The sequence below is a fragment of the Neisseria sp. HMSC15G01 genome (genome assembly GCF_001808255.1).
Classification (GTDB): Bacteria; Pseudomonadota; Gammaproteobacteria; order Burkholderiales; family Neisseriaceae; genus Neisseria; species Neisseria subflava_A.
The window spans coordinates 38,422-55,990 of the sequence record NZ_KV792670.1; the positions used below are offsets into that span (position 1 = coordinate 38,422).

The 17,569-nt window shown below is 50.3% G+C and carries 13 protein-coding genes and 1 other RNA gene; 9 read left to right on the forward strand and 5 right to left on the reverse strand.

Annotated features, from left to right (window positions below):
* Nucleotides 1-5 precede the first annotated feature (5 nt).
* Both cysW and HMPREF3139_RS03975 read left to right on the forward strand, forming a co-directional pair.
* Nucleotides 6-866, forward strand: a complete 861-nt coding sequence (gene cysW / locus HMPREF3139_RS03970) for a sulfate ABC transporter permease subunit CysW (protein WP_070460696.1) — start codon at nt 6-8, stop codon at nt 864-866.
* Complete coding sequence (locus HMPREF3139_RS03975) at nt 863-1,936, forward strand: sulfate/molybdate ABC transporter ATP-binding protein (RefSeq protein ID WP_063075725.1); 1,074 nt, start codon at nt 863-865, stop codon at nt 1,934-1,936. The genes cysW and HMPREF3139_RS03975 overlap by 4 nt, the downstream gene beginning before the upstream one ends.
* A 54-nt stretch (nt 1,937-1,990) precedes the next feature.
* Here the strand turns inward: HMPREF3139_RS03975 and ung are convergent, their stop codons facing one another.
* The gene (ung, locus tag HMPREF3139_RS03980; protein WP_070460698.1) at nt 1,991-2,650 is read right to left on the reverse strand and encodes a uracil-DNA glycosylase; all 660 of its coding nucleotides are present in this window, start codon (nt 2,648-2,650) and stop codon (nt 1,991-1,993) included.
* A 189-nt stretch (nt 2,651-2,839) separates the two neighbouring features.
* Here ung and HMPREF3139_RS03985 point away from each other — a divergent pair, with 189 nt between their 5' ends.
* From HMPREF3139_RS03985 to HMPREF3139_RS03995, 3 genes are all read left to right on the forward strand, one after another.
* Nucleotides 2,840-4,102 (forward strand): multifunctional CCA addition/repair protein, encoded by a 1,263-nt coding sequence (locus HMPREF3139_RS03985; RefSeq protein WP_070460699.1) that lies wholly within the window; start codon nt 2,840-2,842, stop codon nt 4,100-4,102.
* An 82-nt stretch (nt 4,103-4,184) separates the two neighbouring features.
* Nucleotides 4,185-4,496, forward strand: a complete 312-nt coding sequence (locus tag HMPREF3139_RS03990; protein WP_036490806.1) for a hypothetical protein — start codon at nt 4,185-4,187, stop codon at nt 4,494-4,496.
* A gap of 167 nt (nt 4,497-4,663) precedes the next feature.
* Nucleotides 4,664-5,881, forward strand: a complete 1,218-nt coding sequence (locus tag HMPREF3139_RS03995; protein WP_003679234.1) for a uracil-xanthine permease family protein — start codon at nt 4,664-4,666, stop codon at nt 5,879-5,881.
* 117 nt (nt 5,882-5,998) lie between these two features.
* On the opposite strand, the gene ffs is transcribed toward HMPREF3139_RS03995, so the two are convergent.
* Nucleotides 5,999-6,095: signal recognition particle sRNA small type (ffs, locus tag HMPREF3139_RS04000), an RNA gene on the reverse strand.
* Nucleotides 6,096-6,355: 260 nt separating this feature from the next.
* On the opposite strand from ffs, the gene HMPREF3139_RS04005 reads away from it, so the two are divergent.
* Nucleotides 6,356-10,189: a DUF3683 domain-containing protein gene (locus HMPREF3139_RS04005; RefSeq protein WP_070460700.1), complete on the forward strand. Its 3,834-nt coding sequence runs from the start codon at nt 6,356-6,358 to the stop codon at nt 10,187-10,189.
* Nucleotides 10,190-10,372: 183 nt separating this feature from the next.
* On the opposite strand, the gene HMPREF3139_RS04010 is transcribed toward HMPREF3139_RS04005, so the two are convergent.
* Genes HMPREF3139_RS04010 through HMPREF3139_RS04020 form a run of 3 tightly spaced genes read right to left on the reverse strand, consistent with a single transcriptional unit; the run spans nt 10,373 to nt 13,301 of the window.
* Nucleotides 10,373-11,827 carry a LutB/LldF family L-lactate oxidation iron-sulfur protein gene (locus HMPREF3139_RS04010; RefSeq protein ID WP_070460701.1) on the reverse strand — a complete coding sequence of 485 codons (1,455 nt, stop codon included), beginning with the start codon at nt 11,825-11,827 and terminating at the stop codon, nt 10,373-10,375.
* A complete protein-coding gene (locus tag HMPREF3139_RS04015; RefSeq protein ID WP_070460702.1) occupies nt 11,824-12,525 on the reverse strand; it encodes a LutC/YkgG family protein in 702 nt (233 codons plus the stop codon). Before HMPREF3139_RS04015 ends, HMPREF3139_RS04010 begins: the two co-directional genes overlap by 4 nt.
* Nucleotides 12,522-13,301 (reverse strand): (Fe-S)-binding protein, encoded by a 780-nt coding sequence (locus HMPREF3139_RS04020; protein ID WP_049344813.1) that lies wholly within the window; start codon nt 13,299-13,301, stop codon nt 12,522-12,524. Before HMPREF3139_RS04020 ends, HMPREF3139_RS04015 begins: the two co-directional genes overlap by 4 nt.
* 666 nt (nt 13,302-13,967) lie before the next feature.
* Between HMPREF3139_RS04020 and HMPREF3139_RS04025 the strand changes: the two genes are divergently transcribed.
* From HMPREF3139_RS04025 to HMPREF3139_RS04035, 3 genes are all read left to right on the forward strand, one after another.
* Entirely contained in the window at nt 13,968-15,878 is a 1,911-nt protein-coding gene (locus HMPREF3139_RS04025) for an alpha-amylase family protein (RefSeq protein WP_070460704.1), read from the forward strand.
* A gap of 154 nt (nt 15,879-16,032) precedes the next feature.
* A complete protein-coding gene (locus HMPREF3139_RS04030) occupies nt 16,033-16,857 on the forward strand; it encodes an amino acid ABC transporter substrate-binding protein (RefSeq protein WP_070460706.1) in 825 nt (274 codons plus the stop codon).
* Nucleotides 16,847-17,563, forward strand: a complete 717-nt coding sequence (locus HMPREF3139_RS04035) for an amino acid ABC transporter permease (protein WP_083290040.1) — start codon at nt 16,847-16,849, stop codon at nt 17,561-17,563. The genes HMPREF3139_RS04030 and HMPREF3139_RS04035 overlap by 11 nt, the downstream gene beginning before the upstream one ends.
* The last annotated feature ends 6 nt before the right edge of the window (nt 17,564-17,569 follow it).

The following is a 17,569-nucleotide window of genomic DNA, read 5'->3' on the forward strand; positions in this document are numbered from 1 at the left end:
CTAACATGAAAACCCATTCCACTAATCCAAACTTGAGCGAACCGCGTTGGCTGCGCGTATTGCTGACTGCTACCGCCTTGGGCTTTCTGCTGCTGATGCTGGTCGTGCCTTTGGTTGCCGTATTCTATGAGGCCTTAAAAGGCGGTTGGGATTTATACCTGCAATCCTTGACCGATCCCGAGGCATGGTCTGCCATCAAATTGACGCTGATTACCGCGCTGATTGTCGTCCCCGTCAATGCCGTCTTGGGCGTGGCGATGGCGTGGCTGCTGACCCGTTTCGACTTCCGCGGCAAGCAGTTGCTGACTACCCTGCTCGATTTGCCGTTTTCCGTATCGCCCGTGGTGGCCGGTTTGATGTTCGTCTTATTGTTCGGCGCGCACACGGCATTGGGCGGCTGGCTGGAAGCGCAAGGCATACAGATTATCTTCGCCATCCCCGGCATTATTTTGGCGACGCTGTTCGTTACCTTCCCCTTTGTTGCGCGCGAAATCATTCCTTTGATGCAGGCGCAGGGCGACAGCGAAGAACAGGCCGCGCTGATTCTCGGCGCAAGCGGCTGGCAGATGTTTTGGCGCGTTACCCTGCCCAACATCAAATGGGCGCTGCTCTACGGCATCATCCTCACCAACGCCCGCGCAATGGGCGAGTTCGGCGCGGTCAGCGTGGTATCGGGACACATACGCGGCGAAACCAACACCATCCCGCTTTTGGTTGAAATCTTCTACAACGAATACAACTTCACCGGCGCATTCGCCCTCTCCAGCGTATTGGCACTTTTAGCCTTGGCTACCTTGCTGGTGCAAAACATCATTACCAAATTACAAGATAAAAAACTCGCCGCCGCCGAAAGGAACGCAGCATGAGCATCACTATTCAAAACTTAAACAAACACTTCGGAGCGTTCCACGCGCTGAAAAACATCAACCTCAACGTCCCCACCGGCAAACTCGTTTCCCTGCTCGGCCCTTCCGGCTGCGGCAAAACCACGCTCTTGCGCATTATTGCCGGGCTGGAAAACGCCGACGGTGGCCAAATTCTCTTTGACGGGCAAGACGTCACCGCCAAGCATGTGCGCGAGCGCAAAGTCGGTTTCGTGTTCCAACACTACGCCCTCTTCCGCCACATGAACGTGTTTGACAACGTCGCCTTCGGTTTGACCGTATTGCCCAAATCCGAACGCCCATCCAAAGAACAAATCCGCGCCAAAGTCGAAGAACTGCTCAAACTCGTGCAGCTCTCCCACCTCGCCAAATCCTATCCGCACCAGCTCTCCGGCGGCCAACGCCAACGTATCGCCCTTGCCCGTGCGCTTGCGGTCGAACCGAAACTCCTGCTTTTGGACGAACCCTTCGGCGCACTGGATGCCAAAGTGCGCAAAGAATTACGCACTTGGTTGCGCGACATCCATCACAACCTAGGCGTAACCAGCATTTTAGTAACACACGACCAAGAAGAAGCCCTCGAAGTTTCTGACGAAATTGTCGTCATGAACCACGGCAAAATCGAACAAACCGGCAGCGCCGAAGCCATTTACCGTAAACCTGAAAACGCCTTCGTTACCGAGTTCTTAGGCGAAACCGACGCTTTTGAAGGACGCATCGAAAAAGGCATCTGGCACTACAACGGCTTCGCGTGGAAATTGGACGCGCACTACAAATGGCAGGAACAAACCGCTATCGGCTATATCCGCCCACACGAATGGCAGCTTGCAGCCGAAAACGAAACACCGATGATTCGTGCCAAAATCGAAAAAATCCACGCCGTCGGCGCATTGACGCATATTTTGGTGAAACACGACAAACAGGACGTACATATCACGCTGGCAGGCAGCGATGCCGCGCGTTACCAAATCGCCGAAGGCAAAGAATTGAACCTGATTCCGAAACAGGTTTATGTCTTTTCTCAAAACGAACTGATTGAATATTCGATTTGAGACTAAATCATAAGGTCGTCTGAAAATCTGCTTTCAGACGGCCTTTCATCTTATTCAAACCTGCCAATCAATCGGCTCTAAACCATGCGCCTGCAAATAAGCGTTTGCCTGCGAAAAATGTTTGCAGCCGAAAAAGCCACGATACGCCGATAAAGGCGAAGGGTGCGGCGCGGTCAGCACCAAATGACGGCTGCGGTCGATAAACGCGCCTTTCTTCTGCGCATGGCTGCCCCACAGCATAAAGACCAAATGCTCGCGTTCCTTATCCAATTGTCGGATAACTTCATCGGTAAACGCCTCCCAACCAAAAGTCGCATGAGAATGAGCCGAACCAGCACGGACAGTCAACACCGTGTTCAACAGCAACACGCCCTGTTCCGCCCAATGCTGCAAATAGCCGTGTTGCGGAATCTGAAAATCCTCAATATCCGTCGCCAACTCTTTATAAATACTGACCAGCGATGGCGGCACCGCAATTTCAGATTGCACGGAAAACGCCAAACCATGCGCCTGCCCCGCGCCGTGATACGGGTCTTGCCCCAAAATCACTACTTTTACATTTCCGAATTCAGTCGTCCGAAAGGCATTGAATACGTCACGTTCAGGCGGATAAACGGTTATCCCCGCCTGCCTTTCATGGCGTACCTTCTCCAAAATCATTTGAAAATACGCCTTTTCTTTTTCCGCACCAATTGCCTCGTGCCAAGTCTGCATTGTTTACCGCTCCGTATTTGAATGGACTTATTATAAAGGATATGCCGCATAACGATATGGTTTGTTGCCGCCGGACTGAATCTTATCGACAGCAACAAGCCTAAAGCGTCATAATAGCGTTCTGAATCAGGCCGTCTGAAAACCCAATACGGCTTTTCAGACGGCCTTTTTATATCGTTCGATTTTTATATGAATACACAAACCATCAAAACCTATCTTGTCGGCGGCGCTGTCCGCGACCATCTGTTAGGCCTGCCCGTCAAGGACCGCGACTGGGTAGTCGTCGGTGCAGATGCGCAAACCATGCTGGCTCAAGGCTATCAACCTGTCGGCAAGGATTTTCCCGTCTTTCTCCATCCAGACAGCCACGAAGAATACGCCCTCGCCCGTACCGAGCGCAAAACCGCCAAAGGTTATGCCGGATTCAGCTTTCATGCCGATAAAGACGTTACGCTGGAACAAGACCTGATGCGCCGCGACCTGACCATCAATGCCATGGCGCAAGATTCAGACGGCACAATCATCGATCCCTTTGGCGGACAACAAGACTTGGCGGCCGGCATCCTGCGCCACGTTTCGCCTGCCTTTGCCGAAGACCCCGTGCGGATTTTGCGTATCGCCCGTTTTGCCGCGCGTTATGGTTTTCAAATTGCCGATGAAACCATGTCGCTGATGCGGCAAATGGTAGAAAACGGCGAAGCGGATGCCTTGGTTGCCGAACGCGTCTGGCAGGAATTGGCCAAAGGCTTGATGGAAAAAAATCCGCGCCGAATGATTGAAGTTTTGCGCGAATGCGGCGCACTCAAAGTTTTACTGCCCGAAGTCGATGCCCTTTTCGGCGTACCGCAACGCGCCGACTATCATCCCGAAATCGACAGCGGTATTCATACGCTGATGGTTGTACAACGAGCCGCCGAGATGAACCTATCCCTCGCCGAACGCTATGCCGCCTTATTGCACGACTTGGGCAAGGCAAAAACACCGGCCGATATACTGCCGAAACACTACGGACACGACGTCAATGGAGTCGAACCCGTCCGCGAAGTCAATCAACGCCTGCGCGCGCCCAAACACTGTGCCGAGCTTGCCGAACTCATCTGCCGTTGGCACATCATGCTCCATCAAGTCGGGCAGTTCAAAAGCAAAACCATTTTGAAGATTTTGAAAAAAACCGACGCGTTCCGCCGCCCCGAACGTTTTCAGACGGCCTTAAACGTCTGCGTGGCTGACAAACAAGGCCGTCTGAACCTTGAAGACGCCCCCTATCCGCAACGTGAACACTGGCTGGCCTTACTTGAGGCCGCCAACCAAGTAGATGCAGGCAAAATTGCCGCCGAGTGCCGCACACAAGGAAAAGCCCATTTAATTGCCGAACAAATCGATCATGCACGCTTGGCGCAAATTAGGCCGCTGCAAAAAGCGTATCAGGCTGAAAAAATAGGAGGCTATTGATGGTATAGACAAGCTTTGAAACAGCCACCACGATATCCGCTATAATCCACACCTTGACCATCTTATTTCAACAATAAAAATCATGACTATCCAGACCGATTTACTTCACGAAAAAATCAGCAATGAAGATTATCAACGCCTCATTGTTAAACACAGCGAATCTTTCAGCGACGGCGAAATCCGCCTATTGAATGAGATTTTGGAAAAATTTGAATTTGATGTCGTACAGGAACAAGCATTGGCGCAAGCCGTGATGCAGCAGGTGCGCTTTGACCCCAATGCCTACCACATCGACAGCGACGACGAAGACACAACCGGCATCTGCCCCCACTGCATCAATCCGCCCATGCCGCCCCTGCGCGATTATTTGGTTTGGCGCGAAACACGCGGTTAGGAATTTTCCTAATCGATTTTGATAAGTTATTAACCATTCACTATCAAACAAGGCCGTCTGAACAGGTGTCATCGTTACATTTGTTCAGACGGCCTTTTGTAAATAAATGTTCATGACTAGGATAAATCAGTATAATCTGCGCCGTTTGAATTTTCTTCGGAGCTTTTATGAACCAGCTTAAAACGGCGGTAGCCGGTGCACAGATTTTGTTTGTCGCATTCGGTGCCATGGTGCTTGTGCCGCTTTTGACGGGACTGAACCCGGCTTTGGCATTATTGGGTGCAGGCTTGGGCACCTTGTTGTTCCAATTGGTTACCAAACGTAAAGTGCCGATTTTCCTCGGCTCTTCTTTTGCCTTTATTGCACCGATTATCTATTCCATCGGCGAATGGGGCCTGCCTTCTACCATGTTCGGCCTGTTTGCGGCAGGTTTCATGTACTTTGTCTTTGCCGCGCTAATTAGATGGCGTGGTCTGGATGCGGTACACAAACTGTTGCCGCCCGTGGTTATCGGTCCGGTGATTATGGTAATCGGTTTGTCCGTAGCCGCTGCAGCCAGCAGCATGGCTATGGGTCAGGCGGATGGAAAACAGGTCATCGACTATATCGACTCGCTGATTCTCTCCGGCTTTACCTTTGCGGTAACCGTCATTGTTTCTGTCTTCGGCAGCAAGATGATGAAGCTGATTCCGATTCTGATCGGCGTGGCTTCAGGCTATGTGTTGGCTTTGATCATGGGCTTGGTCGATACCAGCGCCATCATCAACGCTCCTTGGTTTGCCGTCCCTCATTTTGAAACGCCTCAAGTCAATTGGCAGGCTGCCTTGTTTATGTTGCCCGTTGCCATTGCCCCGGCTATCGAACACATCGGCGGCATTATGGCCATCGGTAATGTGACCGGCAAAAACTACACCAAAGACCCGGGCTTGGACAAAACCCTCGCCGGCGACGGCTTGGGCGTGTGCGTGGCCGGTTTGATTGGCGGCCCTCCTGTGACCACTTACGGTGAAGTAACCGGAGCGGTGATGATTACCAAAAACAGCAACCCCGTCATCATGACTTGGGCAGCAATTTTTGCGATTTTCATGGCGTTTTTCGGTAAATTCAACGCGTTTTTGGCTTCGATTCCTATGCCGGTTATGGGCGGCATTATGTTGCTGCTGTTCGGTACAATCGCCTCTTTGGGCATCAAAACATTGATTGATGCAAAAGTCGATTTGATGCAGCCGAAAAATCTGGTTATCGTCAGCTCCGTATTGACAACCGGTATCGGCGGCATGATTATCAAAGTAGGTACTTTGAGCTTCGCCGGTGTAGGTTTGTGCGCCGTATTGGCCATTATCCTGAACTGCGTTTTGCCCAATACAAAATCAGAAGAAGCATAAATAGCTGGTTCATAAACTCAAAGGCCGTCTGAAAATAAGGTTTCAGACGGCCTTTTTATTACGCTTTATACAATGAAAAATGCCAGAGACTTTATCATCTCCGGCATTTTTGAATAAGGTGGCGAGCCGAACCCCCGGCACTGGCTCATCAGAGTGGGCTGCTGGCTTCCGCCCCTGACCCGGTGTTCCGAATTACCATGCGGGGAGACCCGCCATAGAAGAAACGCATTATAGCGGTTTTACAGAAAAACTCAAGCGATAAAATCTATCAGGCCGTCTGAAAACCATTTACACGACAAGATTGTAAACAATATTACCTAGTTGCAAATCATTCCCATTGAAATGTTTATCGTCTTTTCCGTTGAAAAATATCGAAAATTACACTACATTAACACTTTACGGCATCAAGAAGAAATTGCATTTTTCAGACGGCCTTTAATATAAAAACATTACATCCATCAACGGAACACAACCATGACCACGACTACTGCCCCTCAGCGTATTCGAGAAATTCCCTATAACTATACTTCTTATACCGACCGCGAAATCGTCATCCGACTGTTGGGCGACGAAGCGTGGCAAATCCTGCAAGACCTGCGCGGTCAACGGAAAACAGGACGTTCGGCACGAATGCTGTTTGAAGTATTGGGCGATATTTGGGTGGTCGTGCGCAATCCGTATCTGGTCGATGACTTGTTGGAGCACCCGAAACGCCGCGCCGCGCTGGTGCGGGAAATGCGCCACCGTTTAAACGAAATCCGCAAGCGCCGCGACGACAATCAGCAAGTGGATGTCTTGGTTGCCGCAGCAGAAAAAGCAGTCGAACGTTTTGATAGCAGTTTTGATGAAACCATCCAAAAACGCCATCAGATTTTGGAACGTTTAAGCAAAATCACCAAGCCGCACAATATTATGTTCGACGGGCTGGCGCGGGTAACGCACGTTACTGATGCGACCGACTGGCGCGTGGAGTATCCGTTTGTCGTCGTCAATCCTGATACCGAGGCAGAGATCGCGCCTTTGGTGCGCGCCTTAATTGAGTTGGACTTGGTCATTATCCCACGCGGCGGCGGTACGGGTTATACCGGCGGCGCAGTACCTTTGGACGCAAACAGCGCAGTCATCAATACCGAAAAACTCGACAAGCATCGCGGCGTCGAATACGTTGAGCTGGCAGGCTTGGACGGCAGACATCCGATTATCCATTGCGGCGCAGGCGTGGTAACCCGACGAGTGGAAGAAACCGCGCATCAGGCAGGTTTGGTGTTCGCCGTTGATCCGACCTCCGCCGATGCGTCTTGCGTAGGCGGTAATGTGGCGATGAATGCAGGCGGTAAAAAAGCCGTGCTGTGGGGTACTGCCTTGGACAACCTCGCCTACTGGAACATGGTTAACCCTCAAGGCGAATGGTTGCGTATCGAACGCGTGCGCCACAATTTCGGCAAAATCCACGATGAAGAAACCGCCATATTTGACGTACATACGCTGGATTCAGACGGTCTCAATATCGTTAAAACCGAACGCTTGGAAATCCCTGGCCACAAATTCCGCAAAGTCGGTTTGGGCAAAGACGTTACCGACAAATTCTTAAGCGGCCTGCCCGGCGTGCAGAAAGAAGGCACAGACGGCATCATCACCAGCGTCGCCTTCGTATTGCATAAAATGCCGAAATACACGCGCACCGTGTGTATGGAGTTTTTCGGTACGGTCGCCACTGCCACGCCGTCCATCGTCGAAATCCGCGACTTCTTGCTTGCCCATGAAAGCGTACGACTGGCCGGTTTGGAACATTTAGACTGGCGTTACGTCCGTGCCGTCGGTTATGCCACCAAAGCGGCAGGCAAAGGCCGACCTAAAATGGTCTTGCTGGCAGACGTGGTTTCCGACGATGAAGCCGCCGTGCAGGCAGCCGCCGAACACATCTGCGAACTCGCCCGCGCCCGTGACGGAGAAGGCTTTATCGCCATATCTCCAGAAGCGCGCAAAACCTTCTGGCTTGACCGCAGCCGCACCGCCGCCATCGCCAAACATACCAACGCCTTTAAAATCAACGAAGACGTGGTAATCCCACTCGAAAGGCTCGGTGAGTATTCAGACGGCATCGAACGCATCAACATTGAGCTTTCCATCCAAAACAAACTCAAACTCTGTGCCGCCTTGGAGCAATATCTGTCCGGCAAACTCCCCATCGACAAAATGGGAACAGACCTGCCAACCGCCGAACTGTTAGGTGAACGCGGCAAACACGCCCTAGCCCACGTTTCCTCTGTCAAAGCGCGTTGGGAATGGTTGCTTGCTAACTTGGATGCGCCACTTGCCGACTATAAAGCTCGCTATGGCGCATCCGTCCACGCCGCGCCCGAAGCCAAAGACAATGAAAGCTGCTTTATTGCCTTCCGCGATTTCCGCCTGCGTGTGTCTGTCAAAGCGGACGTAATGAAGCCGCTTTCTGAAATCTTCAGCGGCAAAACCGATACCAAAATTATTCAAGGTTTGGGCAAAATCCACGCCAAAACCGTGCGCAGCCGCGTCTTCGTCGCCCTCCATATGCACGCCGGCGACGGTAACGTTCATACCAATATTCCGGTTAACTCAGACGATGCCGAAATGCTTCAGACGGCCTACCGTTCGGTCGAACGCATTATGAAAATCGCCCGTTCGCTCGGCGGCGTGATTTCGGGCGAACACGGCATCGGCATCACCAAGCTCGAATTTTTGACCGATGAAGATTTGCAGCCGTTTTGGGACTACAAAAACCAAGTCGATCCCAAACACACCTTCAACCGTCACAAACTGATGAAAGGCTCGGACCTGCGCAACGCCTATACGCCGTCTTTCGAGCTTTTGGGGGCGGAATCGCTGATTATGGAAAAATCAGACCTCGGCACCATCGCCGATTCCGTCAAAGACTGCCTGCGCTGCGGAAAATGCAAACCTGTTTGCTCTACTCACGTTCCGCGTGCCAACCTGCTGTACAGCCCCCGCAACAAAATCCTCGGCGTAGGCTTGCTGACCGAAGCCTTCTTATACGAAGAACAAACCCGTCGTGGCGTTTCCGTCAAACATTTTGAAGAACTGATGGACATCGGCGACCACTGTACCGTGTGCCACCGCTGCGTTAAACCTTGCCCTGTCAATATCGACTTCGGCGATGTTACCGTAGCCGTACGCAACTACCTTGCCGATTCCGGTCACAAACGCTTTGCGCCTGTGGCTTCAATGGGCATGGCATTTTTGAACGCCACAGGCCCGAAAACCATCAAAGCCCTTCGCGCCGCCATGATACAGACCGGCTTCCCTGCGCAGAACTTTGCCTACAAAATCGGCAAGCTTCTTCCGATTGGCACCAAAAAGCAAAAAGCCGAACCTAAAGCCACGGTCGGCACCGCCCCTGTCAAAGAACAAATCATCCACTTTATCAACCGTCCTTTGCCCAAAAGCGTGCCCGCCAAAACACCGCGCTCCATGCTCGGCATCGAAGACGACAAAAGCACCCCCACCATCCGCAACCCCGCCGCGCCTGAAGATGCCGAAGCCGTGTTCTACTTTCCCGGCTGCGGTTCTGAGCGTTTGTTCAGCCAAATCGGACTCGCCGTCCAAGCCATGCTTTGGCACGTCGGCGTACAAACCGTCCTGCCGCCCGGCTATATGTGTTGCGGCTATCCGCAGGACGCAGGCGGCAATAAGGCTAAAGCCGAAGAAATGAGCACCAACAACCGCGTCGCCTTCCACCGCATGGCGAACACCCTCAACTACCTCGACATCAAAACCGTCGTCGTCAGTTGCGGTACCTGCTACGACCAGCTCGAAAAATACCGCTTTGAAGAAATCTTCCCCGGCTGCCGCATCATCGACATCCACGAATACCTGCTCGAAAAAGGCGTGAAACTGAACGGCGTGAAAGGTCAGCAATACCTCTACCACGACCCCTGCCACACGCCCATCAAAACCATGAACGCCACCCAAATGGCAAGCAGCCTCATGGGGCAGAAAGTCGTTTTAAGCGACCGCTGCTGCGGCGAATCCGGCATGTTCGCCGTCAAACGCCCCGACATTGCTACTCAGGTCAAGTTCCGCAAACAAGAGGAAATTGAGAAAAACCTCAAAGAGCTGCCGCAAGGCGAACCCATCAAAATGCTCACCACCTGCCCCGCCTGCCTGCAAGGACTGAGCCGATACGCCGACGACAACGACATGCCCGCCGACTATATCGTCATCGAAATGGCGAAACACATCCTCGGCGGAAACTGGCTGGACGAGTTTGTGAAAAAAGCCAACAACGGCGGCGTGGAGAAAGTGTTGCTCTAAGGACTTAGACAAAAACTTTGGGCTATAATAAAGGCCGTCTGAAAATCATTTTCAGACGGCCTCTTATTTAATAGAAATAAAAATAAGCTAATGAAATCAATTACTATCAGTCATTCAACACCAGTAATATTCAATAAAAAATAAAACCTGAGGCTTTTATCCCCCAGGTTTTATTTTCAAGCCTTATGCTTTTTCTTGCTGACGTTTTCTTTCTGCCATCATCTCATGCAATGTTTGTTTGGCAGGTTTCATCGGAACATGGTTATTGGTCCAGCTTAACTGCTTGCTCGGTGTCAATGCACGGAATTTGGTAGCCGCCCAACCGAATGCTCGATAAGCCTTACTGCCGCTGAAAATACCGTTAAACGTACGCCACGCCATTTGCTCACCGAAGGTATGCGATGCACCTTGACCACGGATAGGATGAGGAACGGCTTCTGTTGGCGAACGTTGTGCTTCAACGCGCAGACGTTGCATTTGTTCGGTAATCGGAATACGTACCGGGCAAACTTCGACACAGGCGCCGCACATGGTACACGCAGTCGGCAGATCGCGTGTCGCATCCAAGCCCAACAAATGCGGAGAGATAATCTCGCCAATCGGACCGGGATAAGTCGTGCCGTAAGCCGCGCCACCGATACGGGTATAAACCGGACAGTGGTTCATACACGCACCGCAACGGATACATTGCAAGGTACGGCGCATTTGATCTTCTGCATACGCTTGGCTACGGCCGTTATCAAGCAGAACCAAGTGCATTTCCTGCGGACCGTCCAGTTCTTCGCTGCGGCGTGGGCCGGTAATCATATTGAAATAAGTGGTAATGTTCTGACCGATAGCTGAACGTGGCAACAGGCTGTACAAAGGCGGCACATCCGACAGTTTCGCAACCACTTTCTCAATACCGGTAATGGCGATGTGCACAGGCGGCACAGTGGTGCTCAAGCGGCCGTTACCTTCGTTTTCGACCAGACACAAAGTACCTGTTTCCGCGACGGCAAAGTTCACACCGCTCAAACCGACATCGGCAGTGCTGTAAATATCGCGCAAAGCTTTACGCGCAAATCCGGTCAGCTGGTCTACATCGTCTGTTAATGGAGTGCCAAGGTTTTGATGGAAAAGCTCGCTAACCTGCTCTTTGGTCTTGTGAATGGCAGGCATCACGATATGAGTTGGTTTCTCGCCGGCCATTTGAACGATAAACTCGCCCAAGTCGCTCTCAACCGCTTTAATGCCTTGATCTTGCAGATAATGGTTCAGCTCAATCTCTTCGCTGACCATAGATTTGCCTTTCACCATCAGCTTGCCGTTTTTATCGGTAATGATGTTGTGAATGATTTGGCAGGCTTCGGCAGGGGTTTCCGCCCAGTGGACTTTAACGCCCAACTTGGTCAGGTTTTCTTCCAGCTGTTCCAATAATGCAGGTAATTTGGACAACGAACGTTGACGGACATGTTCACATAAGTCACGCAGGCTTTGCAGCTCTTCTTCATCTGTCAAAACGGCTTTGCGCTTGGTCATCAGCATATCCATCGCCGTGCGCAAGCTTTTACGCAGAGGCTTGTCTTGCAAAGAAATCGCAGCGTTTTGCTTGAACGTTTCCGGCTTCATATGGAATTTAATGGTTTGGGAACTCATGCTTTTTCCTCCAAATCGGCAGGGGAAATGTGATCAGGCAGAACGGCCAAAACCACTAAATCGCGCGGGCCGTGTGCACCATAGGCCAAAGTCAATTGAATATCGGCAGTCTTAGACGGGCCGGAAATCAAAATAACGTTGGTAGGCATGCCTTTTTCTACCAGTTTTTCGCCTTCAACAGCATTATGGAATTCGTTGTACATTTTGCTGGTGTCAAACAGGCAAAAATGCACAGGCGGCACCAAACTCAGGCTGCGCGGCTCGACAGGGCTGGACTCCAGCATAATCGTACCGGTACGGGCAATACCGCATTTAGAGCCGCTAAAACCAGCCTCAATATCGGTAAAGAATTCGTTTTTCCAGTCGTCGATTTTTCGCTCAAAACCACGCACTTCAATATTGGTATCGGCCAAAGCTGCACGAGCCAGCTGACCATGTTCTGTTTCCAAGGGAAGCAGAATGTTTTTCAAGCCTTTGCCTTCGGCTGCTTGGCGGAATACTTGCGGCCAGTTAGATTTAGTAACCCAATAGATTTCCGTTTTGACGGCACGCATGGCAGCCGCCCAATGTTTCAAACGCTCGACATCGTTTGCCCAAGAAACACCCATTTCACGGTAATAATCGAAAACCGGCGGCTCTTCCATCGGTAAGGCATCGGCTTTTTTCAATTTCGCCAAAATATTTTCGCGCGCGCTCATGCTTTACCTCCGGTGCGTTCCAACAGGAAAGATGCAATATGTTTCGGCCGTGGCATATTCGGTTCGTCTTTAGCGATTTTGCCGCCGATATTCATCATGCAGCCGCAGTCCGCGCTGATGATTTCAGTTGCGCCTGTTTCTTTTAAGGCTGCGACTTTGTCGGTTACCATCGCGCCGGAAATATCGGCTTGTTTCACAGAGAATGTACCGCCAAAACCGCAGCATTCGCTTTCATGGTCGTGGACGATACGTTCAACATTTTCCATGCCGTCAATCAGCTGCCAGCCTGACAAATGGACATTCATCTCGCGACGTGCCGCGCAGGAAGTATGGACAGCCACTTTAACCGGCTCGCCTTTATCTTCAGGTTTGTAACCAATCGCCAGCAGGAAGTGGGTAAATTCAATGATACGGTTGGCGCAATCAATGGCTTTTTGCTCGTACTCGGTGCCTTTGAAAAGAGTCGGCCAGTGGTGTTTCATCATGCCGCCGCAAGAACCGGAAGGCACGACAATCGGCCAATTTTCAGGGAATAAATCCAGTTGCGCTTTGGCAACATCAAAGGCTTCTTTAGGATGGCCTGACGAATAGGCCGGTTGACCGCAGCAGCTTTGCTCCATTGGATAATGGACACGGATACCCTGTTGTTCGATTAAAGTGATGGCATCCATACCGGCTTCAGGCATGAAAAGGTCAAGAACGCAAGTACCGAAGAAATAAGCATCGGTTGGCTTGCTGTCGAATACGGTGATTTGTGGTGGTTTGATTGCGCTCATTTTTTTGGAACGGGACAACCCGTTTTCTTGTGTAAAAATAAGATGGGTACTTTAAGTAATTGCTTGTAATGGGTCAAGTCTAATTTTAAAAAATAATATTAAAAAAGCATGACAAACCAGACAGACACCTTTCCCTTATTAACTTGATAATCTACATAATAACCACTATCAATAAAGAAATTGATGGATTCATTTTTTAATAAATGAAACTCGTACATTCCCTCCCTCTTCAAAACACAATCACTGCCTCTTTATAGAATCTTGATTTACATCAGAAATCATGAGCTTAATCTCTGTGACACGTTTTTAGACGAAACAAGCAATCCGCTATGCTGTACATATGTTTCAGACGGCCATATTGGAATAAAAAGATATCTAAGATGATAAAAATAAAAGTTTTTCTCATAAACTCAGGCCGTCTGAAAGATAAGTTCGTCAAAAGGCTACTTTCCGTATACTCAACCCTACTTTTAATCAAAATCAAACACTTGAAAAATCATCGTTCCTAACCTTGAAAACCCTTTGCACACTCAAGCACTTCCAGTATCATTGAGACAGTTTCTTGACGCAAAATTACAGTCTTAGCCGCCCACGATCGGCATGGATTTGCAAAAGAAGTGAAACCAAGCTTCAAAACAATTTCACCTTAATTTCGGAGTAGGCATTATGTTGACCCAGACTCAACAGGTTGATTTGACCTTGCATCACCTTAAAGAACGCACCTTATCGATTTATACCACCGAACAGCGTGCAAGCATCGAGACATCTGAAGACTGGAAACAGTTTGACAGACGACTTGAGGAACACTTCCCAAAACTGATGCACGAGCTGGACAACGTTTACAACAACAACGAAGCCGTCCTCCCCATGTTGGAGCAACTGATTGCCCAAGCATGGCAAAGCTATTCCCAACGCAACTCATCCTTAAAAGATATCGATATCGCGCGCGAAAATGATCCTGACTGGATTTTGTCCAACAAACAGGTTGGCGGCGTGTGCTACGTCGATTTGTTCGCAGGTGATCTGCAAGGCTTGAAAGCCAAAATCCCTTATTTCCAAGAATTGGGCCTGACCTATCTGCACCTGATGCCCCTGTTTAAATGTCCCGAAGGCAAAAGCGACGGCGGATATGCGGTCAGCAGCTACCGCGATGTCAATCCGGCACTGGGTACGATAGACGACTTGCGTGATGTCATTGCTGCCTTGCATGAAGCAGGTATTTCCGCCGTTGTCGATTTCATCTTCAACCACACATCCAACGAACACAAATGGGCAAAAGGCTGCGCCGCCGGTGATCCGCTCTACGACAACTTCTATTACATCTTCCCCGACCGCTGGATGCCCGATCAATACGACCGTACCCTGCGTGAAATCTTCCCCGACCAACATCCGGGCGGTTTCTCCCAACTGGAAGACGGACGCTGGGTATGGACGACGTTCAACTCCTTCCAATGGGACTTAAATTACAGCAACCCATGGGTATTCCGTGCCATGGCAGGCGAAATGATGTTTCTTGCCAACTTGGGCGTTGATATTCTGCGCATGGACGCCGTTGCCTTTATTTGGAAGCAAATGGGCACAAGCTGCGAAAACCTGCCTCAGGCACACGCTCTGATTCGTGCGTTTAACTCTGTAATGCGTATCGCAGCGCCAGCCGTCTTCTTCAAATCCGAAGCCATTGTCCATCCTGACCAAGTTGTCCAATACATCAGCCAAGACGAATGCCAAATCGGCTACAACCCTCTGCAAATGGCATTGTTGTGGAACACGCTTGCGACACGCGAAGTCAACCTGCTCCATCAAGCACTGACCTACCGCCACAACCTGCCCGACCACACAGCATGGGTCAACTACGTCCGCAGCCATGACGACATCGGCTGGACATTTGCCGATGAGGATGCATGGCAGTTCGGTATTCACGGCTATGACCACCGACAATTCCTCAACCGCTTCTTCGTCAACCATTTCGACGGCAGCTTCGCACGCGGCGTACCGTTCCAATACAACCCAAGCACAGGCGACTGCCGTGTCAGCGGTACAGCCGCAGCATTGGTCGGCTTGGCTCAAAATGATCCGCATGCCGTTGACCGCATCAAACTCTTGTACAGCATTGCTTTGAGTACTGGCGGCCTACCGCTGATTTACCTAGGCGACGAAGTCGGTACGCTCAATGACGATGACTGGTCGCAAGACAGCAACAAGAGCGATGACAGCCGCTGGGCACACCGTCCTCGTTACAATGAGGAGTTGTACAACCAACGCCATGACGGCTCGACCACTGCCGGTCAAATTTTCCAAGGTTTGCGCCATATGATCTCCATCCGCCAAAGCAATCCGCGCTTTAATGGCGGCAGATTGGTCACCTTCAACACCAACAACAAACACATCATCGGCTATATGCGCAACAACGCGCTTTTGGCATTCGGCAACTTCAGCGAACATGCGCAAACCATCAGTGCGCACACCCTGCAGGCCATGCCGTTTAAAGCGCACGATTTGATCAGCGGTCAAACCGTTTCTCTGAATCAGGATTTGGTCCTGCAACCCTATCAAGTCATGTGGCTTGAAATTGCATAAGCTGAATTTTTTATACATCATTCAAGGCCGTCTGAACAAATCAGCGTTCAGACGGCCTTTTAAGGCATAAGATGTATTTTGTATTTTGGGCAGTTTCGCTTAGAATGCACGCTTTAATACTAAATGACACACTTAAAGTCAGGAGTAAAAATCCATGTTGAAAAAATTCGTACTTGGCAGCATCGCTGCAGTAGTTTTGGCTGCTTGCGGTGGAGAAGGTAGCAACTCAGCTTCTTCTGCTCCGGCACAATCCGGTGCGGCCTCAGGCTCATTGATTGAGCGTATCAACAACAAAGGTACCATCACTGTCGGTACGGAAGGTACTTACGCACCATTCACTTACCACGACAAAGACGGCAAATTGACCGGCTACGATGTCGAAGTAACCCGCGCAGTTGCCGACAAACTGGGTATCAAAGTTGAATTTAAAGAAACACGTTGGGACTCTATGATGGCAGGTTTGAAAGCCGGCCGTTTTGACGTGGTCGCCAACCAAGTCGGCCTGACCAGCCCTGAACGTCAAGCGACTTTTGACAAATCCGAGCCTTACAGCTGGAGCGGTGCCGTATTGGTTGTACGCAAAGACAGCAACATCAAATCCATCGATGACATCAAAGGCGTGAAAACCGCACAATCCCTGACCAGCAACTATGGCGAAAAAGCCAAAGCGGCAGGAGCTGAACTCGTGCCGGTAGATGGTTTGGCGCAATCTCTGACTCTGATTGAACAAAAACGTGCCGACGCAACCCTGAACGACGAATTGGCAGTATTGGACTATCTGAAAAATAAACCTGATGCTGGTGTAAAAATCGTTTGGTCTGCCCCGGCTGACGAAAAAGTCGGCTCCGGCTTGATTGTCAATAAAGGCAATGATGAGGCATTGGCCAAATTCAGCACAGCCATGAACGAACTGAAGGCCGACGGTACGCTGAAAAAACTGGGCGAACAATTCTTCGGAAAAGACATCAGTGTTAAATAATTTCCTTGCCTCTCTGCCGTTTATGACGGAAACACGCGCTGATATGCTCATCAGCGCGTTTTGGCCTATGGTCAAAGCCGGCTTTATAGTATCTCTTCCTCTGGCGATTGCTTCTTTCGTTATCGGTATGATTATTGCTGTAGCCGTTGCTTTGGTAAGAATCATGCCACCTGGTGGAATTCTTCAAAAAATTCTACTTAAAGTGGTTGAATTCTATATTTCTGTCATTCGTGGAACACCGCTTTTAATACAACTAGCAGTGGCCTTCTATGGTCTGCCATCTGTTGGTATTTATATCGACCCGATTCCTGCCGCCATCATCGGCTTTTCGCTCAACGTTGGTGCATACGCTTCCGAAACCATACGCGCGGCAATTTTGTCCGTACCTAAAGGTCAATGGGAAGCTGGTTTCTCCATCGGTATGACCTATATGCAGACATTCCGCCGCATTGTCGCTCCGCAGGCATTCCGCGTTGCCGTACCGCCTTTGAGCAATGAATTTATCGGTTTGTTCAAAAATACCTCGCTTGCAGCAGTTGTAACGGTAACTGAATTATTCCAAGTTACTCAACAGATTGCTAATCGCTCCTATGACTATCTACCGGTTTATATCGAAGCCGGATTGGTTTATTGGTGTTTCTGCAAAGTGCTGTTTTTGATTCAGGCGCGTTTGGAAAAACGTTTCGACCGCTATGTCGCCAAATAAGGAGTT